15 protein-coding genes and 1 tRNA gene are annotated in these 17,187 nt (G+C 73.6%); 7 read left to right on the top strand and 9 right to left on the bottom strand.

Features of this window, described 5'->3' with window-relative positions; genetic code table 11:
• Positions 1-5: 5 nt before the first annotated feature.
• The gene (locus CKY47_RS11600) at positions 6-827 is read right to left on the bottom strand and encodes a 3-hydroxyacyl-CoA dehydrogenase family protein (RefSeq protein WP_306745731.1); all 822 of its coding nucleotides are present in this window, start codon (positions 825-827) and stop codon (positions 6-8) included.
• Entirely contained in the window at positions 824-1,144 is a 321-nt protein-coding gene (locus CKY47_RS11595) for an EthD family reductase (protein WP_306745730.1), read from the bottom strand. Before CKY47_RS11595 ends, CKY47_RS11600 begins: the two co-directional genes overlap by 4 nt.
• Positions 1,145-1,199: 55 nt before the next feature.
• Between CKY47_RS11595 and CKY47_RS11590 the strand changes: the two genes are divergently transcribed.
• A complete protein-coding gene (locus CKY47_RS11590) occupies positions 1,200-1,844 on the top strand; it encodes a histidine phosphatase family protein (protein WP_306745729.1) in 645 nt (214 codons plus the stop codon).
• A gap of 51 nt (positions 1,845-1,895) precedes the next feature.
• Here CKY47_RS11590 and CKY47_RS11585 read toward each other — a convergent pair whose 3' ends face one another.
• A complete protein-coding gene (locus CKY47_RS11585) occupies positions 1,896-2,234 on the bottom strand; it encodes a hypothetical protein (protein WP_306745728.1) in 339 nt (112 codons plus the stop codon).
• Between the two features lie 88 nt (positions 2,235-2,322).
• Here CKY47_RS11585 and bluB point away from each other — a divergent pair, with 88 nt between their 5' ends.
• Both bluB and CKY47_RS11575 read left to right on the top strand, forming a co-directional pair.
• Entirely contained in the window at positions 2,323-2,955 is a 633-nt protein-coding gene (bluB, locus tag CKY47_RS11580; protein ID WP_306745727.1) for a 5,6-dimethylbenzimidazole synthase, read from the top strand.
• Positions 2,956-3,029: 74 nt separating this feature from the next.
• Positions 3,030-4,532, top strand: a complete 1,503-nt coding sequence (locus CKY47_RS11575; RefSeq protein WP_306745726.1) for a GGDEF domain-containing protein — start codon at positions 3,030-3,032, stop codon at positions 4,530-4,532.
• Positions 4,533-4,549: 17 nt separating this feature from the next.
• Here the strand turns inward: CKY47_RS11575 and CKY47_RS11570 are convergent, their stop codons facing one another.
• Both CKY47_RS11570 and CKY47_RS11565 read right to left on the bottom strand, forming a co-directional pair.
• On the bottom strand, positions 4,550-5,197 hold the full coding sequence (locus tag CKY47_RS11570; protein ID WP_306745725.1) for a response regulator: 648 nt from the start codon (positions 5,195-5,197) through the stop codon (positions 4,550-4,552).
• Between the two features lie 129 nt (positions 5,198-5,326).
• On the bottom strand, positions 5,327-5,965 hold the full coding sequence (locus CKY47_RS11565; RefSeq protein WP_306745724.1) for a peptidoglycan recognition protein family protein: 639 nt from the start codon (positions 5,963-5,965) through the stop codon (positions 5,327-5,329).
• A 140-nt stretch (positions 5,966-6,105) separates the two neighbouring features.
• Between CKY47_RS11565 and CKY47_RS11560 the strand changes: the two genes are divergently transcribed.
• Positions 6,106-9,300, top strand: coding sequence for a penicillin acylase family protein (locus tag CKY47_RS11560; protein ID WP_306745723.1), 3,195 nt, complete (start codon positions 6,106-6,108; stop codon positions 9,298-9,300).
• 73 nt (positions 9,301-9,373) lie between these two features.
• Here CKY47_RS11560 and CKY47_RS11555 read toward each other — a convergent pair whose 3' ends face one another.
• A complete protein-coding gene (locus CKY47_RS11555; RefSeq protein WP_306745722.1) occupies positions 9,374-10,117 on the bottom strand; it encodes an FkbM family methyltransferase in 744 nt (247 codons plus the stop codon).
• Positions 10,118-10,134: 17 nt separating this feature from the next.
• Positions 10,135-10,989: a hypothetical protein gene (locus CKY47_RS11550; RefSeq protein WP_306745721.1), complete on the bottom strand. Its 855-nt coding sequence runs from the start codon at positions 10,987-10,989 to the stop codon at positions 10,135-10,137.
• A 302-nt stretch (positions 10,990-11,291) separates the two neighbouring features.
• Here CKY47_RS11550 and CKY47_RS11545 point away from each other — a divergent pair.
• A tRNA-Arg gene (locus tag CKY47_RS11545) sits at positions 11,292-11,364 on the top strand.
• 855 nt (positions 11,365-12,219) lie between these two features.
• On the opposite strand, the gene CKY47_RS11540 is transcribed toward CKY47_RS11545, so the two are convergent.
• Positions 12,220-12,405 carry a hypothetical protein gene (locus tag CKY47_RS11540; protein ID WP_306745720.1) on the bottom strand — a complete coding sequence of 62 codons (186 nt, stop codon included), beginning with the start codon at positions 12,403-12,405 and terminating at the stop codon, positions 12,220-12,222.
• Between the two features lie 442 nt (positions 12,406-12,847).
• On the bottom strand, positions 12,848-14,071 hold the full coding sequence (locus CKY47_RS11535; protein WP_306745719.1) for a peptidoglycan DD-metalloendopeptidase family protein: 1,224 nt from the start codon (positions 14,069-14,071) through the stop codon (positions 12,848-12,850).
• 145 nt (positions 14,072-14,216) lie between these two features.
• On the opposite strand from CKY47_RS11535, the gene CKY47_RS11530 reads away from it, so the two are divergent.
• Together CKY47_RS11530 and CKY47_RS11525 are read left to right on the top strand one after the other, a co-directional pair.
• On the top strand, positions 14,217-15,809 hold the full coding sequence (locus CKY47_RS11530) for a helix-turn-helix domain-containing protein (protein WP_306745718.1): 1,593 nt from the start codon (positions 14,217-14,219) through the stop codon (positions 15,807-15,809).
• 160 nt (positions 15,810-15,969) lie between these two features.
• Positions 15,970-17,121 (top strand): M23 family metallopeptidase, encoded by a 1,152-nt coding sequence (locus tag CKY47_RS11525; protein WP_306745717.1) that lies wholly within the window; start codon positions 15,970-15,972, stop codon positions 17,119-17,121.
• The last annotated feature ends 66 nt before the right edge of the window (positions 17,122-17,187 follow it).

The raw sequence follows: 17,187 nt of genomic DNA, 5'->3' as shown, positions 1-17,187 counted from the left end.
CCCGTCTACCAGGTGAAGAAGCCCTGGCCGGTCTTGCGGCCCAGGTGCCCCTCGGCGACCTTGGCGCGCAGCAGGTCCGGCGGCGCGAAGCGCGGGCCCAGCTCGGCGGCCAGGTGCTCGGCGATGGCCAGCCGCACGTCCAGGCCGACGAGGTCGGTGAGCCGCAGCGGTCCCATCGGCCAGCCGTAGCCCAGGCGCATGCCGGTGTCGATGTCCTCGGCGCTCGCCACGCCCTCCTCCAGCATGCGGATGGCCTCCATGCCGACCGCCACGCCGAGCCGGGAGGTGGCGAAGCCGGGGGCGTCGCGCACCTCGATCACGGTCTTGCCCAGCTCCTCGGCCCAGCGGCGGGCCTTCGCCACCACCTCGGGCGCGACGCCGTCGTGCCGGACCAGTTCGACGAGCTGCTGGACCGGGACGGGGTTGAAGAAGTGCATGCCGAGGACGCGGTCGCCGGGCAGGCCCTCGGCGAGCGCGCCGATCGACAGGGAGGAGGTGTTGGAGGCCAGCACGGCGTCGGGGCACGCGTCCGCGGCGGTGGCCAGGACCCGGCGCTTGAGGTCGAGGTCCTCGGGGACGGCCTCGACGACCAGCCCGGCCGGGGTCGGGTCGAGGCGGTCGACGACGGCGAGGCGGGCCAGCAGCTCGTCCGGCGCGGCGGTGAGCTTGCCGCGCTCGGCGGCCTTGGTCAGGGACGTCGCCACGGCCCCGCGGGCGGCGTCGAGCCGGTCGGCGGCGTCGAGGAGGACGACCTCGTGACCGCCGGCGAGGAGCAGGTGTGCGATGCCGGCGCCCATCGTGCCGCCGCCGATCACCACGGCGATCATCGCTGCACGACCTCCGCGGCGAACATGGCGACCAGCTCGACGCCGCCGATCTCCGTCAGGTTCGCCCCGGCGCTCTGCCACTCGGGCGAGCGGAACGCGGTCTTCATGGCCTCGGCGGACTCGAAGTACATCTCGGCGACGATGTGCGGCTCGGTCTCGCCGAGGAAGCCCGGGTGGTAGACGTCGGCGACCTTGGCGACCTCGGTGCGCAGCAGGCCCGGGGTGCGGTCCACGACCGGCAGGTGGGACGCGAAGTACGCCTCGTCGAAGGCGTCGGGATCGGCGGGCTTCCGGTACAGCGCGATGTACTTGATCATGTGACACCTTCCGGCCGGTTTCGCGTCGCAATGTAACACCGGCACCATGGGTGGTGTGCGGATCATCCTGCTGCGGCACGGCCAGAGCCTGGGCAACGTCGACGAGTCGGCCTACTGCCGCATCCCCGACCACGCCCTGCCGCTGACCCCGGTCGGCGAGCGGGAGGCCCGCGACGCGGGGCCCAGGGTCAAGCGGCTGCTCGCCGGCGCACCGGTCGCGGTGTACGTGAGCCCGTACGTGCGGACCCGGGCCACGCTGCGCAACCTCGCGCTGGGCGACCAGGCCGAGCGCGTGGTCGCCGAGCCCCGGCTGCGCGAGCAGGACTGGGGCAACCTCCAGGACCCCGTGCAGCAGGAGGTGCTCAAGCACCAGCGGCACGCGTTCGGGCACTTCTTCTTCCGGCTGCCCAACGGCGAGTCGGGCGCGGACGTGGACGACCGGCTGGCCGCGTTCCTCACCGACCTGGAGACCCGGATGGGCGCGCCGGAGCACCCGGAGACCGCCCTGGTCGTGTCGCACGGCCTGACGATCCGGCTGCTGTGCCGCCGCCTGTTCGGGTGGAGCATCGAACTGTTCGAGTCGCTGTCGAACCCGAACACGTGCGAGGAGCGCGTCCTGTGGCACGACGGCGCGGCGTGGCGGCTCGACCGGCCGTTCGAGCAGTGGCGCACCTCCCCCGACGGGGAGACGCAAACCTGACCCCGGGAGTCCGACCCCCGGGTCCGACGGTGTGCGGCCCGAACGTAGAACTCACCGGGCCTGGGCGTTGGACTCCCGGGGCCTGGGCGTTGGACTCTCGCGGGACCAGTGTGGACGGAGGGGCAGCAGCGAGGTCGCTCCGGCGGCGGTGAGCACCGCCAGCGCCGGCCAGTCCGGCACGAGGTGACCCCCGTGCCCCACCACGAAGCTCGCGTACAGCCCCCAGCACTGCGCGGCGGTGAGCGCGGCGCCCGCCGGGGTCGTCCACCACGACACCGCCGCCACCACGGCGACGAGCCCGGCCAGGGCGGCCGGGGGCCAGGAGCCGGCCAGCGCGGTGACCGCCACGCCTCCCGCGAAGCCGAGCGCGGACCCGTGCGCCGTACCCATCATGACGGTGCACTCAACGCCCCCGGTGAGACGGACGCCACCCCTCCGGCAGCGGGTTCACCTCATCGCGTGAGGCACGATCCTCCGAATGAGCTTCTACGACGTCGTGCACCGCCGGAGGGACACCAGGGGCGAGTTCACCGGCGCCCCCATCCCGCCCGAGGTGCTCCGCCGGGTGCTCTCCGCCGCGCACGCCGCGCCCAGCGTGGGCCTGTCCCAGCCGTGGGACTTCATCCTGGTGCGCGACGAGCACACCCGCCGGGCCTTCCGGGACCACGTGCAGGCCGAGCGCAGCGTGTTCGCCGCCGAACTGGACGCCGAGCGCGCCGAGGTGTTCTCGCGCATCAAGGTGGAGGGCATCCTGGAGTCGACGCTCGGCGTGGTCGTCACCTACGACCCGGACCGGGGCTCGCCCGCCGTCCTCGGCAGGCACGCCATCGCCGACGCGGGGCTGTACTCGGTGTGCCTGGCCATCCAGAACCTGTGGCTCGCGGCGACCGCCGAGGGGCTGGGCGTGGGCTGGGTGAGCTTCTACCGCGAGGACGAGCTGCGCAGGCTGCTCGACGTGCCGCAGCCGGTCCGGCCGGTGGCGTGGCTGTGCGTCGGACCGGTCGCGGCGCTGCCCGACACCCCCGACCTGGAGCGGCACGGCTGGCGCAACCGGATGCCCGTGGAGGAAGTCCTGCACGAGGAGCGGTACACACGGCGTTCCGGCCGGTAGCCTGTGGGGGCCGTGCCGGCGGTGAGGGGGACCGCGTACCCGCCTCACCGAGTCGGAATGGAGTGTCAGCGCGAGTGGAGCAGCGAGATCCGCTGGTAGCGGGGCAGGTGCCGCAGCACGACCTCGAGGTCAAGGCGTTGCTGAACGCTGGCCGCCTCCAGGAGGCCAACAGCCTGTTCGACCAGCTCGTGAGCCGGACGCCGCCGGGCGCCGACCGCTGGGTCCGCTCGTTCGTGCTGGTGAACCGGGCCAAGCTGGCGTGGCGGCTGGGCCGCATCCCGCTGGCCCTGGAACTGGCCGCCGAGGGCTGGACCGACCTGGACGGCGAGCAGGGCGACAACCCGGCCGCCGCCCAGGCCATGCACGCGCTGGCCTACCTGCTGGAGGGCATCGGCAACCGGCGGGCCGCGGTGGACATGATGCGGATGTCGGTGGCGGTGGCCCGGCGGGCGGGTGTGCCCGAGGTGCTCGCCCAGTGCCTCCAGGGGCTCGGCGGCACGCTGAACTTCCGCGCGATCTCGTCGCCGCCCGAGCTGGCGCCCGCCATCTTCGAGGAGGCCCGCCGGTGCCTGCGGGAGGGCCTGGAGCTGGCCGAGGACGTGCAGGCGAAGCGCGCCCTGCTCGGCGCGTACAGCCGCTCGCTGGCCGGGGTGGGCGAGCTGGAGGAGGCCGAGGAGCACGCCCGCGAGACGCTGCGGCAGTCCCGCGAGGCCGACGACAAGTGGGCGGCGGCGGTGTCCAACTGGGTGCTGGCCGTCGTGCGGCGCGAGCAGGACGACCTGGTGGAGGCCCGCACGCTGGCCAGCCGGGCCGTCGCCGCGTCGGAGGCCATCAACGACCCGTCGCTGCTGCTGCGCTTCTCGCTGGACCTCGCCGACATCTGCGCCCGCATGGGCGACCACGTGGGGGAGGCGGCGGCGCTGCGCTGCTCGGTCGCGGCGGGCAAGACCGCGACGGAGACGTTGCAGGAGGGCCTGGGCCAGGCGCTGGAGCAGCGCCGGGTGGCCGTGCAGGCGCAGCGGTTGGCGGTGGCGGCGCAGGAGGCCGCGGCCCGCGACCCGCTGACCGGCCTGGCGAACCGCCTCGGCCTGGAGCGGGCGGCGTCCGGGCTGCTGGAGGGCACGGCCGGCCAGGGCCGGGTGCCGTGGCTCGTGCTGGTCGACGTGGACCGGTTCAAGGGCGTGAACGACGACGCGGGCCACGCGGCGGGCGACGCGACGCTGCGCGAGATCGCCCAGCTGCTGCGCCGCGAGTGCCGGGCCGCGGACCTGGTGGCCCGGTGGGCGGGCGACGAGTTCGTGGTGCTGCTCGGCGACGCGGGCGGCGGCGCGCGCGACGCGGGGCCGGCGGTGGCCGAGCGCATCCGCGCCGCGGTCGACGGCCACGACTGGACCGTGGTGCTCGGCTCGGCCCGGCGCCCCACCGTGAGCATCGGCGTGGCGGCCGGGCCGGCCAAGCTGGACCAGCTGTTCGCGGCGGCGGACATGGCGCTCTACCGCGCCAAGCGCCAGGGCCGCAACCGGGTCGAGGTGGAACCCCGCGTGGGGGTCCAGGAGGACGCCCGGCCGCGGGTCTAGCGGCCGGGCGGGGCCGGCTAGGCGATCAGCCCGCCGCGGAAGGCGACCAGCGCCGCCTGCACCCGGTTGACCGCGCCGATCTTGCCCAGCACGGACGACACGTAGCCCTTGACGGTCGCCTCGGACAGGTGCAGGGTGCCGCCGATCTCGGCGTTCGACATGCCCTGTCCGATGAGGACCAGCACCTCGCGCTCGCGCTCGGACAGCGAGGCGAGCAGCCGGCGCGCGGGCTCGGCGGCCCGTTCGCCGTCGGCGACGGCGGCCAGCACGCGGGCCGCCACACCCGGGTCGAGCACGGCGCCGCCGACCGCGAGGTCGCGCACCGCCTTGACCAGCTGCTCCGGCTCGGTGTCCTTGAGCAGGAAGCCCGACGCGCCCAGCCTCAGCGCCTCGGAGACGTACTCGTCCACGTCGAACGTGGTGAGCATGGCGATCCTCGGCGGGTCGGGCAGGTCGCGCAGCCTGCGCAGCGCCACGAGCCCGTCGGAGGACCGCATCCGGATGTCCAGCAGCACGACGTGCGGGCGGTGCCGGCGCGCCAGGTCGGCCACCAGGTGCCCGTCGTCGCACTCGGCCACGACCTCGATGTCGCCGGCGCTGCTGAGGATCATGCGGAGGCCGGACCGGACGAGGTCTTCGTCGTCGGCCAGCATCACCTTGATCACGACGCCTCCCCGAGTTGGCGTTTCGTGCTCGTACCCGTCCAGCATCGCGCACGAGCACGCAAGCTGACGTTAATTCACCGTTATCTCACCACGGAAGCAGTCCGTAGCCGCCTGTTCACAGTTGCCAGGTCAGGCCAGCACCGCCGCGACTTCCGAGCGCAGTCGGGGCAGGAGCGCGTAGAGCCGGTCACCCGGGCACAGGGTGTCGCGGTAGTCGCGGTGGCCGTCGATCCGATCGGGGGCGATCCCGTACTGCTCGCACGTGTAGACGCAGAAGGACACCAGGGAGTCCCACTGGGTGCGCGGCGGTTCGACGGTGAGGTAGGTGCCCTCGTTCTCGATGCCGATGGCGGCGGTGTTCTGGCCGGGGCAGTGCGCGCCCTCGACGACGCGATCGCCCGCGCGCAGCGCCGCCAGGCTGCCGTGCCTGCCCTCCATCAGGAACCCGCCGCGGCTGTTGGTGAAGTGCTGGCCGGAGTCGAGCCAGCCGTTGGTGTCCATGTGCAGGTCCTGGATCCAGTGGGCGTGCTCGTAGGCGTGCGCCTGGGAGAAGTCGGTGGAGTTCGCCGAGGCGGTGTGGTGGATCAGGATGCGGACGGGGCGCACGTGGACGGTGGTCGTCGGCGCGGAGGGCGGCCGGGCGCCCCAGTCGGCACAGCTGCGGATCGGCAGGACGGGCGACGCGGCCGCGCTCGCGGGCAGCGCGCCCAGGCCCGCGAGCGCACCCGCGCCGGCGAGACCGGTCAGGAACGTTCGGCGTCGCGTCATGTGAACTGTTTTCCCAACCTATTCGTGAACCGTCAATGAGTCACACCCGGACGGGCGAATCAAACGCGAAGCACTTTCGCGATTGAGTACCGGACAGTAACGTGCGTCACACGATCCCTGCCTGGAAGGAGCTTCGCGCCATGCGGAGAGCCGCCCGATCGATCGCCGCGGTCGTCCTGCTGGCCGCGACCGCCGTGACCGTCCCCGCCACCGCCACCGCCGCTCCCCCGCCGGAGCCCAGGAGCAGCGCGTTCGCACCGGACGACCACTGCCTCGGCCAGTGCCACGACGTCCTGCCACCCGGCCAGAACGGCAACGCCACGCTCACCGACATCCTCGCCCACCAGGTCCTCGGCACCCGCCCGGCGCACTCCGCCGACCAGATCGGCAAGTACGACGCCCTGGTGTCCGGGTACGGCGGGCTGACCAACGAGCAGCTGGCCACCTTCTTCAACGACGCCTCGTTCGGCGTCCCCGCCGGACAGGTCGAGAGCACCATCCGACCGCGCGCGGACGTCACCATCGTGCGCGACAAGGCGACCGGCGTCCCCCACATCCACGGGACCACCCGCTCGGGGACGGAGTTCGGCGCGGGCTACGCCGCCGCGCAGGACCGGCTGTGGCTGATGGACCTGTTCCGCCACCTCGGGCGCGGGCAGCTGTCCGGCTTCGCGGGCGGCGCCGAGGGCAACCGGGCGCTGGAGCAGAGCTTCTACACCCAGATCCCCTACACCGAGGCCGACCTCCAGGCCCAGATCGACTCCGTCGCCGCCAAGGGCGCGCGCGGCGCGCAGGCCCTCCAGGACGTGAAGGACTACGTCGAGGGCATCAACGCCTACATCACGGCGGCGGTCAAGTCGCGCACCTTCCCCGGCGAGTACGTGCTGACCGGGCACGCCGACGCCATCACCAACTGGAACGACATCCGGCCGTTCCAGCCGACCGACCTGGTCGCCATCGCCGCCGTGGTCGGCGGGCTGTTCGGCGCGGGCGGCGGCGGCGAGGTGCAGAACGCGCTGGTGAAGCTCGCCGCGCAGAACCGCTACGGCGCCGAGGTCGGCGACCGGGTGTGGCGGTCGTTCCGCGAGCAGAACGACCCGGAGGCCGTGCTCACCCTGCACGACGGGCAGCGCTTCCCCTACGGCACGACGCCCGCGTCCCCGCAGGGCGTGGCGCTGCCGGACGGCGGCGTCGTCACGCCGGAACCCGTGGTGCACGACCAGGTCTCGTCCGGACAGTCCACCGCGGACGTCCCGGCCGACCTGGCGGCGCTGGAGGGGCTGTTCGCCGACGGCGTGCTGCCGCGCGACCTGCTGACCCGCAAGCAGGGCATGTCCAACGCGCTCGCCGTGTCCGGCGCGCACACCGACAGCGGCAACCCGATCGCCGTGTGGGGCCCGCAGACCGGGTACTTCGCGCCGCAGCTGCTCATGCTCCAGGAACTGCACGGCCCGGGCCTGCGGGCGCGCGGCGTGTCGTTCGCGGGCGTGTCGATGTACGTGCAGCTGGGCCGGGGCGTCGACTACTCGTGGAGCGCCACGTCCGCCTCGCAGGACATCACCGACACCTACGCCGTGGAGCTGTGCGAGCCGAACGGCGCCGCGCCCACCGCGTCCTCGGTCCACTACCGCTTCCGCGGCCAGTGCCTGCCGATGGAGCGGCTGGAGCGGAAGAACGCGTGGAAGCCCACCGTGGCCGACCCCACGCCCGCCGGGTCGTACACGCTGCGGGCGTACCGCACGAAGTACGGGCTGGTGCAGAGCCGCGCCACGGTGGGCGGCAGGTTCGTCGCCTACACCTCGCTGCGCTCGACCTACCTGCACGAGGTGGACTCGATCATCGGGTTCCAGGCGTTCAACGACCCCGACGCCATCCGGTCCGCCGCCGACTTCCAGCGCGCCGCCGAGCACGTCGGCTACGCGTTCAACTGGTTCTACGTGGACTCGCGCGACACCGCGTACTTCAACTCCGGCTCGAACCCGGTGCGCAAGGCCACCGTGGACCCGCACCTGCCGGTGCGCGCCGAACCCGCCTACGAGTGGGAGGGCTGGAACCCGGACGACAACACCGCGTCGTACACGCCGTTCGCGCAGCACCCGAACTCGGTCAACCAGGACTACTACATCAGCTGGAACAACAAGCAGGCCCTGGACTACTCGGCGGCCGGTTACGCGATGGGCTCCGTGCACCGCGGCGACCTGCTCGACGACCGCGTGCGGGCGCTGATCGCGCGCGGACCGGTCACCCGGGCGTCGTTGACGAAGGTCGTGGCCGAGGCGGGCGTGGCGGACCTGCGGGCCGAGCAGGTGCTGCCGGACCTGCTGCGGGTCATCGACACCGCCGCCGTCACCGACCCGGCCCTCGCGTCCACCGTGGCCTCGCTGCGGACCTGGCTCCAGTCGGGGTCGCTGCGCAAGGAGACCGCGCGGGGCAGCAGGGCCTACGCCCACGCCGACGCGATCCGCGTGCTCGACGCGTGGTGGCCGCGCCTGGTGGAGGCCCAGTTCAAGCCCGGTCTCGGCGACGCCCTCTACGGGCAGCTCACCCGGGCCGCGCAGGTCGACGAGGCGCCGTCGGACACGCACGGCACCGCGCCGCACAAGGGCTCCTCGTTCCAGACCGGCTGGTGGAGCTACGTGGACAAGGATGTGCGGGCCGTGCTGGGCGACCGCGTGGACGGCGCGCTCGACCAGCGCTACTGCGGCGGCGGCGCGGTGGCCGCGTGCCGCCAGGTGCTGCTGGACAGCCTGCGCGCGGCGGCGGCCGTGCCCGCGACCACCGTGTACCCCGGTGACGCCACGTGCGCGGCAGGCGACCAGTGGTGCGCGGACACCATCCAGCACCGCGCCATGGGCGGCATCACGCAGGACGAGGTGAACTGGCAGAACCGGCCCACGTACCAGCAGGTCGTGCAGTTCCCCTCCCGCCGCGGGACGTCCGTGGCGAACCTCGCGGCGGGCGCGGTGGCCACCGCCGGCAGCCACGAGCGCGGCCTCTACGAGTCGCCGCCCGCGCACGCCGTGGACGGCAGGGTGGACACCCGCTGGGCGAGCGACTGGTCGGACCACCAGTGGTTGCAGGTGGACCTGGGTTCGGTGCGCGTGGTGGGTCGGGTGGTGCTGTCGTGGGAAGCCGCGTATGCCAAGGGATATCGCATAGAGTTGTCATCCGATGGCGTGCGGTGGCGGACGATGTATGCGACTTCCACCAGTGATGGCGGCCAGGACCTTGTGTCCTTCGCACCTTCTGCGGCACGATTCGTACGAATGACGGGTATCCAACGGGCCACGGGTTACGGATACTCGGTTCACGAGCTTGAGGTCTACGTTTCGTAGACCGGTCCACAGGAAGACCCCGGTCCACCCCCAGGGACCGGGGTCTTCCGCCTTCTCGGGACCTCTCCGCCCGTCAAGGCCTGAACAGGTAGTTGCGCACGCGGCCGTCGATCCGGTCCACGCGCCGCCACGCGTTGTGCCGCCACGCGTGCATCGAGTAACCGCGCTCGGCAAGCCAGTCCTGCACGTCGCGCGCCCGGTAGCCGAAGCGCAGCACGTGCCGCTCCTCGACCTCCAGCAGCAGCGTCGGCCGCAACCGCTCGATGGTCTCCGCGCCGCCCTCCAGCACCCGCAGCTCCGCGCCCTCCACGTCGGCCTTGACGAAGTCCAGCCTCTCGATGGCGTTGGCCCGGCAGAACCGGTCCAACGTGTCCGTGCGGACGAGGACCTCGACGTGCTCGGTGAACTCCTCGTTGGAGCCGAGCCCGTCCGCGCCCGCGGTGAGGAACGAGCGGCCGGTGACCGGTGTGCCGTGGCGGACCGGCACGCTCATCACGTGCTGCCCCTCGCTGACGCCGAGCGCCACGGAGTGCCGGACCACGTTGCGCGCCTCGCGCGGGCGCAGCAGGTACGACAGGGCCGGGTGCGCGAACAGCAGCGGCTCGACGCTGTGGACCGTCCCGTGTGGACCTACGAGGCGGGACAGCGTGACGGTGTAGAGGCCGAGCGCGGCGCCGACGTCGAGGCACACGTCGCCGGGGCGCACCACGTCGCGCAGACCGATCAGCTCGGGTTCGACGAACGGCGTCAGCCGGGCGAGGACGCGCAGCGCGCCGGCGACGGCCGCGCCACGCACCTCGGTCAAGTTCTGGGTCACCTCGTCAGGTTAGGGAATCACGAGCGCGGCCGATGACCGTTGTTGTGGGCCGGCAGGCCGTGCGGCGGGGACCCCTGGGGTGGGAGCCGCACCGGGGCGTCGTGCGCCGGCAGGCTCGCCGGCGTGTCCGGCGGCAGGCCCACCTGGTCGGCGAACTCGGCGGCCACCGACGTGCCGCCGTAGATGCCGAGCGCCTTGGCCAGGTGCAGGCGGACGTCGGTGCGGTGGCCGTCGTCCAGGCGCGGGAGGGCGCTCTCGAAGCTCGTCACGAGGGTGTCGGCCCAGTGCTGGTCGCGGCGGTTCGCGGCGATCCCGACCAGCTCCGCCAGGTGGCGGCTCAGCTGCACGGCCTGCTCCACCTGGTAGCCGTTGCGGACGAGCCACCAGATCGTGGCGCTCGACAGGTCGGTCAGCACCTCGTCGCGCAGGTACTTGATCTCGGCGCGCTCGGCGTCCCGCTCGGCCTGGCGCATCGTGGTGGTCTGGAGCAGCTCGATGTGCTTGCGGGCCATCTGGAGATCGGCCTCCACGACGGTCAGCACGACACCCTCGGCGCGTGCCCAGACGTGCGTGCCCTCCACCTGCCGCTCGGCCGCCAGCTCGTCCCCGAGCTGGTGCTGGAGCGGGGCGTGGTGCACCAGCATCGCCCGCTCGGTCAGCGCCCGGGCCCGCTGGACGACGTCGTTGATCGCCGCGCTGCGCGGCGCGTTGTGCCGCGCGCCGGTCGTCAGGTCGACCCGCCAGTGGATCGTCATCTTCGCGTGGAAGTCCAGCCCGTAGACGGCGCTGGGCAGCGGCGACTCGAAGGGGTGCTGGTGCGACGTCGAAGAGGGCACGAACGTGTAAGCCTCGGCGTCCGGCTTGGCGCGCACCCGTCTCCACCAGGAGCGGGCGGAGTCCATGGGGCCGGGACGGAAGTCAGGCCAGGGTCGACTGGTCATGGGGTGGCTTTCGTCGGAGGGAGGTGACGCCCCTGGGGGGAGACGACCCCTGAGGGAGGACAACCCCTTCTGTACCTCACGGAACCGATCCGGAGAAGACGGGGTACCCCACTTCGCCCGGACAGTCGCAGTGCCCGGCCCCGGTACTCACCCCCGGTGCACCGTCCTACCCCCAGCCGAGTGACAACCCACCCGTCCCCCGCTGCCGGCCGACCGGGTAGGCTGCCGCTCGCGCCCTCGTAGCTCAGGGGATAGAGCATCGGTTTCCTAAACCGTGTGTCGCAGGTTCGAATCCTGCCGGGGGCACTCACCTTTCGCCGGGTGAATCAGGCCCTGAGCAGCGGCAACGCGCTCGGGGCCTGATCTTTTCCGTCAGTCGCCGTCAGCCGGAATCCGCCTCTGTCCGCCGGGGTCCGCGGAATCAGGCCGGCCCTCCGGGGCGTCTCCCGCACAGGGCCGGAAGTGATCCGACTCACCGAGTGAGCAGTGATCCGACCTCCTTGTCGACCGTCTCGCGCCGGCCTCCGATGCACTTCGCGCACACCTTCGGCGGCACGTCCACCGGGTGGCCGGCACGCTCCGCCACCTCGGGTGCCGGAACACCCCCGTTCCGCCGGAGCGGGACCGCCGCGTGGCGCAGGTCGTACGGGCGTCCGGCCCGGTGCCGTACCGGTCGAGGCGGTCCCGCAGAGGCCGACCAGGACCGGCGGGATCGGCACCGGCCGCACCTCCTTCGCGTCCCGGCGCTTCAGGCCCACCAGTCGTGCGCCTGCCCCGAGTCGGTCGCTCCCCCGCCGCCGGTCGCACCCCGCCCGGCACGAGGACGCCCGACGCGTGGTCCCCTGGCGACGGCTCGGCGGCCACTGCCGCACCCCGGTCGGCGGATTGTCCGGATCAACTCCTGCTCCACGGCGTCCACCGCCACTGGTTACTTGTCGACAAATCTCCCTCGCGAGTGGACGGAGGCAGCAGGTACCGCGTCAGCGCACCCCGCAGCCTCCCACCTCAGGCCCCCTCGTCCACGCCCGCCATGTCGATCGACACCTCCGAGTTCGGAGGGAACTCGCTCGTGCCCCCTGTAGAAGTACCGACGCGGTTCGCCGTCCACCGCCCCCCTCGCCCGCGCTGACGACACCGCGCGGCCACGCCCGGAGTACCGGATCACGCCGTGATCAACCGCGATACCGATGTCCGCCCCTTGCGCGTACGGTCGTCGGACAAGTGGACGTCCATCAGGATGGCCGCTGCCGGCGAAGACTCGGCGCGAACACGGTCGACCGAGTCACCCACTTCATCCGCAGTGGACAGCACAATGGGAGCGTCGCCGTGCTCGTACAGGTAGTACACGTCCAAGGCACCCACTCCGAGGTCCCGCCTCCCTCGATCCCCGCCTGAACCCGCCCCCTCAGGACCGTGGACCGTCATCGTGAAACCGGGCGGGAGGACGGACCGGAGCCAGCGCGTCACACCCCGTCCGGCCGCGACGCGACGAGACTTGATCTCCTCCTCGAAGCACCGGGGAGCTTCCCGCGACTTCTCGTCCTTGCGCTCACCGCCCCGTGAACCCCGACGCTCGGGTCGATCCACCGCCCGCGTGCCTCCTGCCCGACACAGGACATCACCGAGGGCGGCGGTTCCGTCGTGGTTCCTCGATCCGCTCGGACGTCACAGGGCCCGGAGGTCCGGAGGCGCCCCGGACGACGGCGACCGACCCTCTCGCGGAACCCTCGGTCCACGGCGACCGTGAGTTCGTGTGGCACCCCGTACGAATCGCCCGCCGGCGGGTGGCTCAGGGGCCGCACCGGCCGTTCACGGGACCGGCCAGCCCCGTGTAGACGTACGCGTCGCTGACCCAGGTGCCGTCGGTGAGCCGGTTCCACAGGCTGGAGGTCCCCCACCTGCCGGTGTGGCTCGTGCCGTCGGCCGAGCAGGCGATGCTCACGGTCGCCCCGTCGGCCACCGTGCCGGACACCGGGTAGCCGACTCCCGGGCCGGAGCGGCGGTTCACCGTGGCCAGGTCGTTGGCGTCGACGATGCCCTGGGTGCGGCCGAGCGCGCCGTAGTTGTGCACCTGGCCGCCCACGGGGACGGAACGGCTGCCGTGCAGCGCCGAGCCGCCGTACTGGGCGCCGCCGTTGCGGAACAACCACTTCCCGATGATGTGGTTGGCGATGCCGACGAAGTTCCCGTTGTGCATCAGGGAGAAGTGCACGTGCCGCGCGTTCGCGGCGCCGCCGCACCCGATCTCCGTCCCGGTGTCGCCCAGGTGGGTGCCCACCGACACCGGCGTCCCGTCGGCCCGGAGGTGGTTCCACAGGTGGTAGTAGCGGCTGGCGTAACCGTCGGGGTGCAGAATCCTGATCATGCCGACGCACGGGGTGTAGGCCAGCCCGTCCCGCACGGCCAGCACCCGCTGGTCGCCGCCCGCCAGGTCGAGCGAGCTCCACGGTCCGCTGCCCGCGTCGTGGGCGTGCGGACCGCCGAGCGCGGTCCACGACTGGCCGATCGCCCACGGCAGGCCCATGCCCGTCCGGTAGTCGCCGTTCACCGCCGCGCCCAGCCGACCGCCGTGCGCGGCGAACACGCCGCTCTCCCGCTCCGAGAGCACGCCGGACCGCGCGGCGAGGTCGGCGAACGCGGGCTGCCCGTCGAGGGCCACCCGCCAGGCCGGTCCCGCGCCGTCGCGCTCGGCGACGAACAGCCAGTCCCTCGGCAGCGCGTCCGCGCCCGGCGGCGTGGTGAGCACGACCGTGCCGTACGCCTGCCGCCGGTCCGACCGCAGCACGCGCACCTCGGCACCGGTCAGGTGGGCGGCCTCCGCCGCTCCCACCCGGTCGCGCGCCGCCCGCGTCACCTGCTCGACCAGGTCCGCCGAGGGCGCTCCCCCGACCGAAGCCACCGAAGCCACCGGGGTCACCGGGGTCACCACGACCGCTCCCGCGACCGGGACGGCGACCGCGGACCCCACCACCACGACCGCGACCGCGGCCACCCACCGGACGGTCCTGCCCATGTCGACACCTCCGTGGCTCCGAGCACCCGACGCTAACGCCGGTGCGGCCGGACGACGGCGTTGTTGCCCGGCCGCGCCGGCCCGCGCAACAACCCGGCGATCGCCGTCTTGTGCCTGTCCCGGAACGACGCCGATACTGCGGAGCGTGCTGACGTCGACCGGCAGGGTGACCACGGGGCGCCCCAACAAGATGGTCGACGACGAGGGCCGCTTCGCCTGCCGCACCCGGATCGCCTGGTTGCTGCGGACGAGCAGGCTGTACGGGCACGACCCCGACCTGGCCGTGGCGCGGCACTGCGTCACGGCCCTGTCCGCCCACCTGGGTCCGGTCACGCCCAGTCGGATCTCCCGGTGGGAGAACGGGGTGCAGCCCGTGCCCTACCGCGTGATCCGCTCCTACGAGCAAGTCCTCGGCCTGCCCGCCGGACGTCTCAGCGCCGCGGTCGACACCGTGCACCAGGTCCGCTCGGTCCGGCCCGGCGCACCGCGCCTGGACCGCCGGTTCGTCCCGGACGCGCGCCTCGCCTCCGAGCTCGACGACCTGCTCGACCGGTGCCTCGGGGACGCACCGGTGCGCGGCGCGGACTGGGACGCGATGAGCGCGCGGGTGCTCGCGCTGCCCCACGTCTACCTGCCGAGGGCCATGTGGGGCCTGCTCACGACCCGCCTGCTCGCCGAGATGTCGGTCTCGCGCTGGTACGCCTACCTGCCCCGGTGGGAGGCGCTGCGCAGGTTGCAGGGCCATCCCGTGGCCCGCGGCGCGATCGCCGCGGCGGTGGCCGAGATGGTCGCGGACCCGGCCGGCCAGGTCGTCGTCGACCCGCTCATGCTGCTGGTGCACGACCGGCACTCGACCCGGTTGCTGGTGGGGGAGGTCGCCGCGCCGACGAGCGAGCGGACGCTGCACGCCGCGCTGGCCGTCTGCGAGCTGGCCGCCGAGGCGGGGCGGTTCGGCGGTGACGACGCCGCCGCGCTCGACGTGCTCGTCCGCGCCCACCTGGCCGACCGGGACCTGCCCGCGCACGTCCGGCCGGCGGCCGTGGACCTGGCGGCCAGGCTGGCGCCACCCGGGACGCGGCCGGCCGTCGGAGCGGGTCGTGGCGACCAGGACGTCGCGGCGGGACGCGCGGCGGTGGTCGCCTCGCTCACCACCGCGGCGGAGGCGGCGCTCGACGTGACCGCCAGGGGGACCTCGGCGAGCGAGAACCGCATGCTGTCGCGGCTGGTGGACGAGCTGCTCTTCAGCGGGAAGGTCGACGTGCGGCTGGGCGCGGCGGCCGTGCTGGCGGCGAGCCCGTTCGGCGGTCCGCTGGGGGACGCGCTGGCGGACGACCTGGTCGCGGCGGCGGCGACCGGCGGCCGGTCACCGCTGCTGGGCGAACGGGTCTTCGCGCTCGGCGCGCTCGGCGGCGCGGGGCACCGGCGCGCGCTGGAGGCGCTGCTCGGCGGCCGGGTGCCGTCCGCGGTGGCGGCGCAGGCGGCCGTGGGCCTCGGGAACCTGCCGGGGCGCACCGGTCCCGAGGTGTTCGCGCAGGCCGTGCGCCGGCACGGCGGCGCGTGGCGGCGGAGCGGGCGCGACGACGCGGAGGAGGTGCTGCGCGCCGTGGTCTACGCGGCCGGGATGCAGGGCGCGACGTCCGTCCTGGCGGACGTGCGGAGCAGGCCGGACCTGCCGGCGGGGGTCCGCGCGGCGGCGGGCTGGTGGCTGGTGCGGCCCGGGGTCGCACCCGAGGAGTAATTGCGATCACCGGCGGCTCCGGCAACAACGCCTGCCGCCACCGGGCTCCCTGGTGGAATCGACTCGCGTACTCGGCCGGCTTCCCTGTCCTCCGGAGCGGTGGACGCCCCGGAGGAGCCGACCCCCTCCCGGCCGTCACGCCCGACAGCGGAGGTAGGACATGAGATCACGACTCCTGACCGGCTCGGTGGTGGTCGCGCTGGTCGCCACGCAGGCGGTGGCCGGCGCGGCGGCCGCAGAACCGGTGACCGACCTCGCCTCGGTGGTGACGGCGCGGATGCACGCCGCCGCGCCCGTCGCCGCGACCGCGTCGACGACGCCCCGGGTGAACGTCACCGAGCGGGACGGGGAGTGGGCGTTCGGCACGGCGGTGCTGGCGACCGCGCCGGGATCGGACGACCACCCGACGGGCTGGCTGTTCGTCGCCCACCGGGACGGCGCCGGGTGGGAGGTCGCCCTGGAGGGCGAGCCGGCCTTCGCCGACCTCGCGGCCGGGGCGCCGGTGGTGTCCGAGGCGGAGCGCCCGCTGCTGACCGCGCTGGGCCGACCGGCGGCGCTGGGGCCCGGCGACTGGCGCACCGGCATGGCCCTGCCGTTCGCGGTGGGCCAGTCGTGGGGGATGCCCGGCGGCCCCCACGGCTGGAGCGGCGCGGCGGCGCCGTGGAGCTCGCTCGACCTGGCGGGCGGCGACCAGGTGGTGCGCGCCGCCCGGGGCGGCGCGGCGTACACGATGTGCACGGGCTGGATCCGGGTCATCCACGACCGCGGCTACTCCACCGACTACTACCACCTGTGGAACAGCGTCAACGTCAACGGCGCGTCCGTCGGCCAGGGCGCGTTCCTCGGCAACACCGGCACGGACGTCACCTGCGGCGGCGCCGCGTCCGGCAGGCACGTGCACTTCGCGCTGCGCCAGAACAGCGCGTACATCGGCATCGCCAACCACGACGTCGGCAAGTGGGTGCTGCAGAACGGGGCCGCCGCCTACCAGGGTTCGGCGCTGCACGGCAGCGCGCGCGCCTACGCGGGCGGCTCGCTCCACAACCACGGCGCGCTCGGGTTCACCCAGGCCGTCGTGGACGCCAACGGCGGCGGCGTGGTGAACAAGCGCACCGGTCCGGGCTCCGGGCACGCGCCGGCGGGCACGGTGGCCGACGGCGCGACCGTGAACGTCGCCTGCTCCGCCAACGGCACGAGCCACACCGGCAGGTGGGGGACCTCCAGCCTGTGGAACCGGCTCACCGACGGCACCTGGGTCAGCGACGCCTACATGTGGACCGGCCTCTCGGTGCCGGTCAACGGTTACTGCTGACCCCTCCGCCGGGCTCTCCCGCAGGCTTCCCCTCCGCCCGGCCCGGGACGGGCGGAGGGGATCATG

It is taken from the genome of Saccharothrix longispora, assembly GCF_030852425.1.
Lineage (GTDB): Bacteria > Actinomycetota > Actinomycetes > Mycobacteriales > Pseudonocardiaceae > Actinosynnema > Actinosynnema longispora.
Note: the sequence above shows the minus strand (reverse complement) of the source record. Positions and strands in the feature narration are given on the sequence as shown.

Excerpts from the sequence above, each read along its gene's own strand:
- CKY47_RS11600 (WP_306745731.1), bottom strand. The coding sequence starts at position 827 with ATGATCGCCGTGGTGATCGGCGGCGGCACGATGGGCGCCGGCATCGCA.
- CKY47_RS11595 (WP_306745730.1), bottom strand. The coding sequence starts at position 1,144 with ATGATCAAGTACATCGCGCTGTACCGGAAGCCCGCCGATCCCGACGCC.
- CKY47_RS11585 (WP_306745728.1), bottom strand. The coding sequence starts at position 2,234 with ATGGGTACGGCGCACGGGTCCGCGCTCGGCTTCGCGGGAGGCGTGGCG.
- bluB (WP_306745727.1), top strand. The coding sequence starts at position 2,323 with ATGAGCTTCTACGACGTCGTGCACCGCCGGAGGGACACCAGGGGCGAG.
- CKY47_RS11565 (WP_306745724.1), bottom strand. The coding sequence starts at position 5,965 with ATGACGCGACGCCGAACGTTCCTGACCGGTCTCGCCGGCGCGGGTGCG.
- CKY47_RS11560 (WP_306745723.1), top strand. The coding sequence starts at position 6,106 with ATGCGGAGAGCCGCCCGATCGATCGCCGCGGTCGTCCTGCTGGCCGCG.
- CKY47_RS11535 (WP_306745719.1), bottom strand. The coding sequence starts at position 14,071 with ATGGGCAGGACCGTCCGGTGGGTGGCCGCGGTCGCGGTCGTGGTGGTG.
- CKY47_RS11525 (WP_306745717.1), top strand. The coding sequence starts at position 15,970 with ATGAGATCACGACTCCTGACCGGCTCGGTGGTGGTCGCGCTGGTCGCC.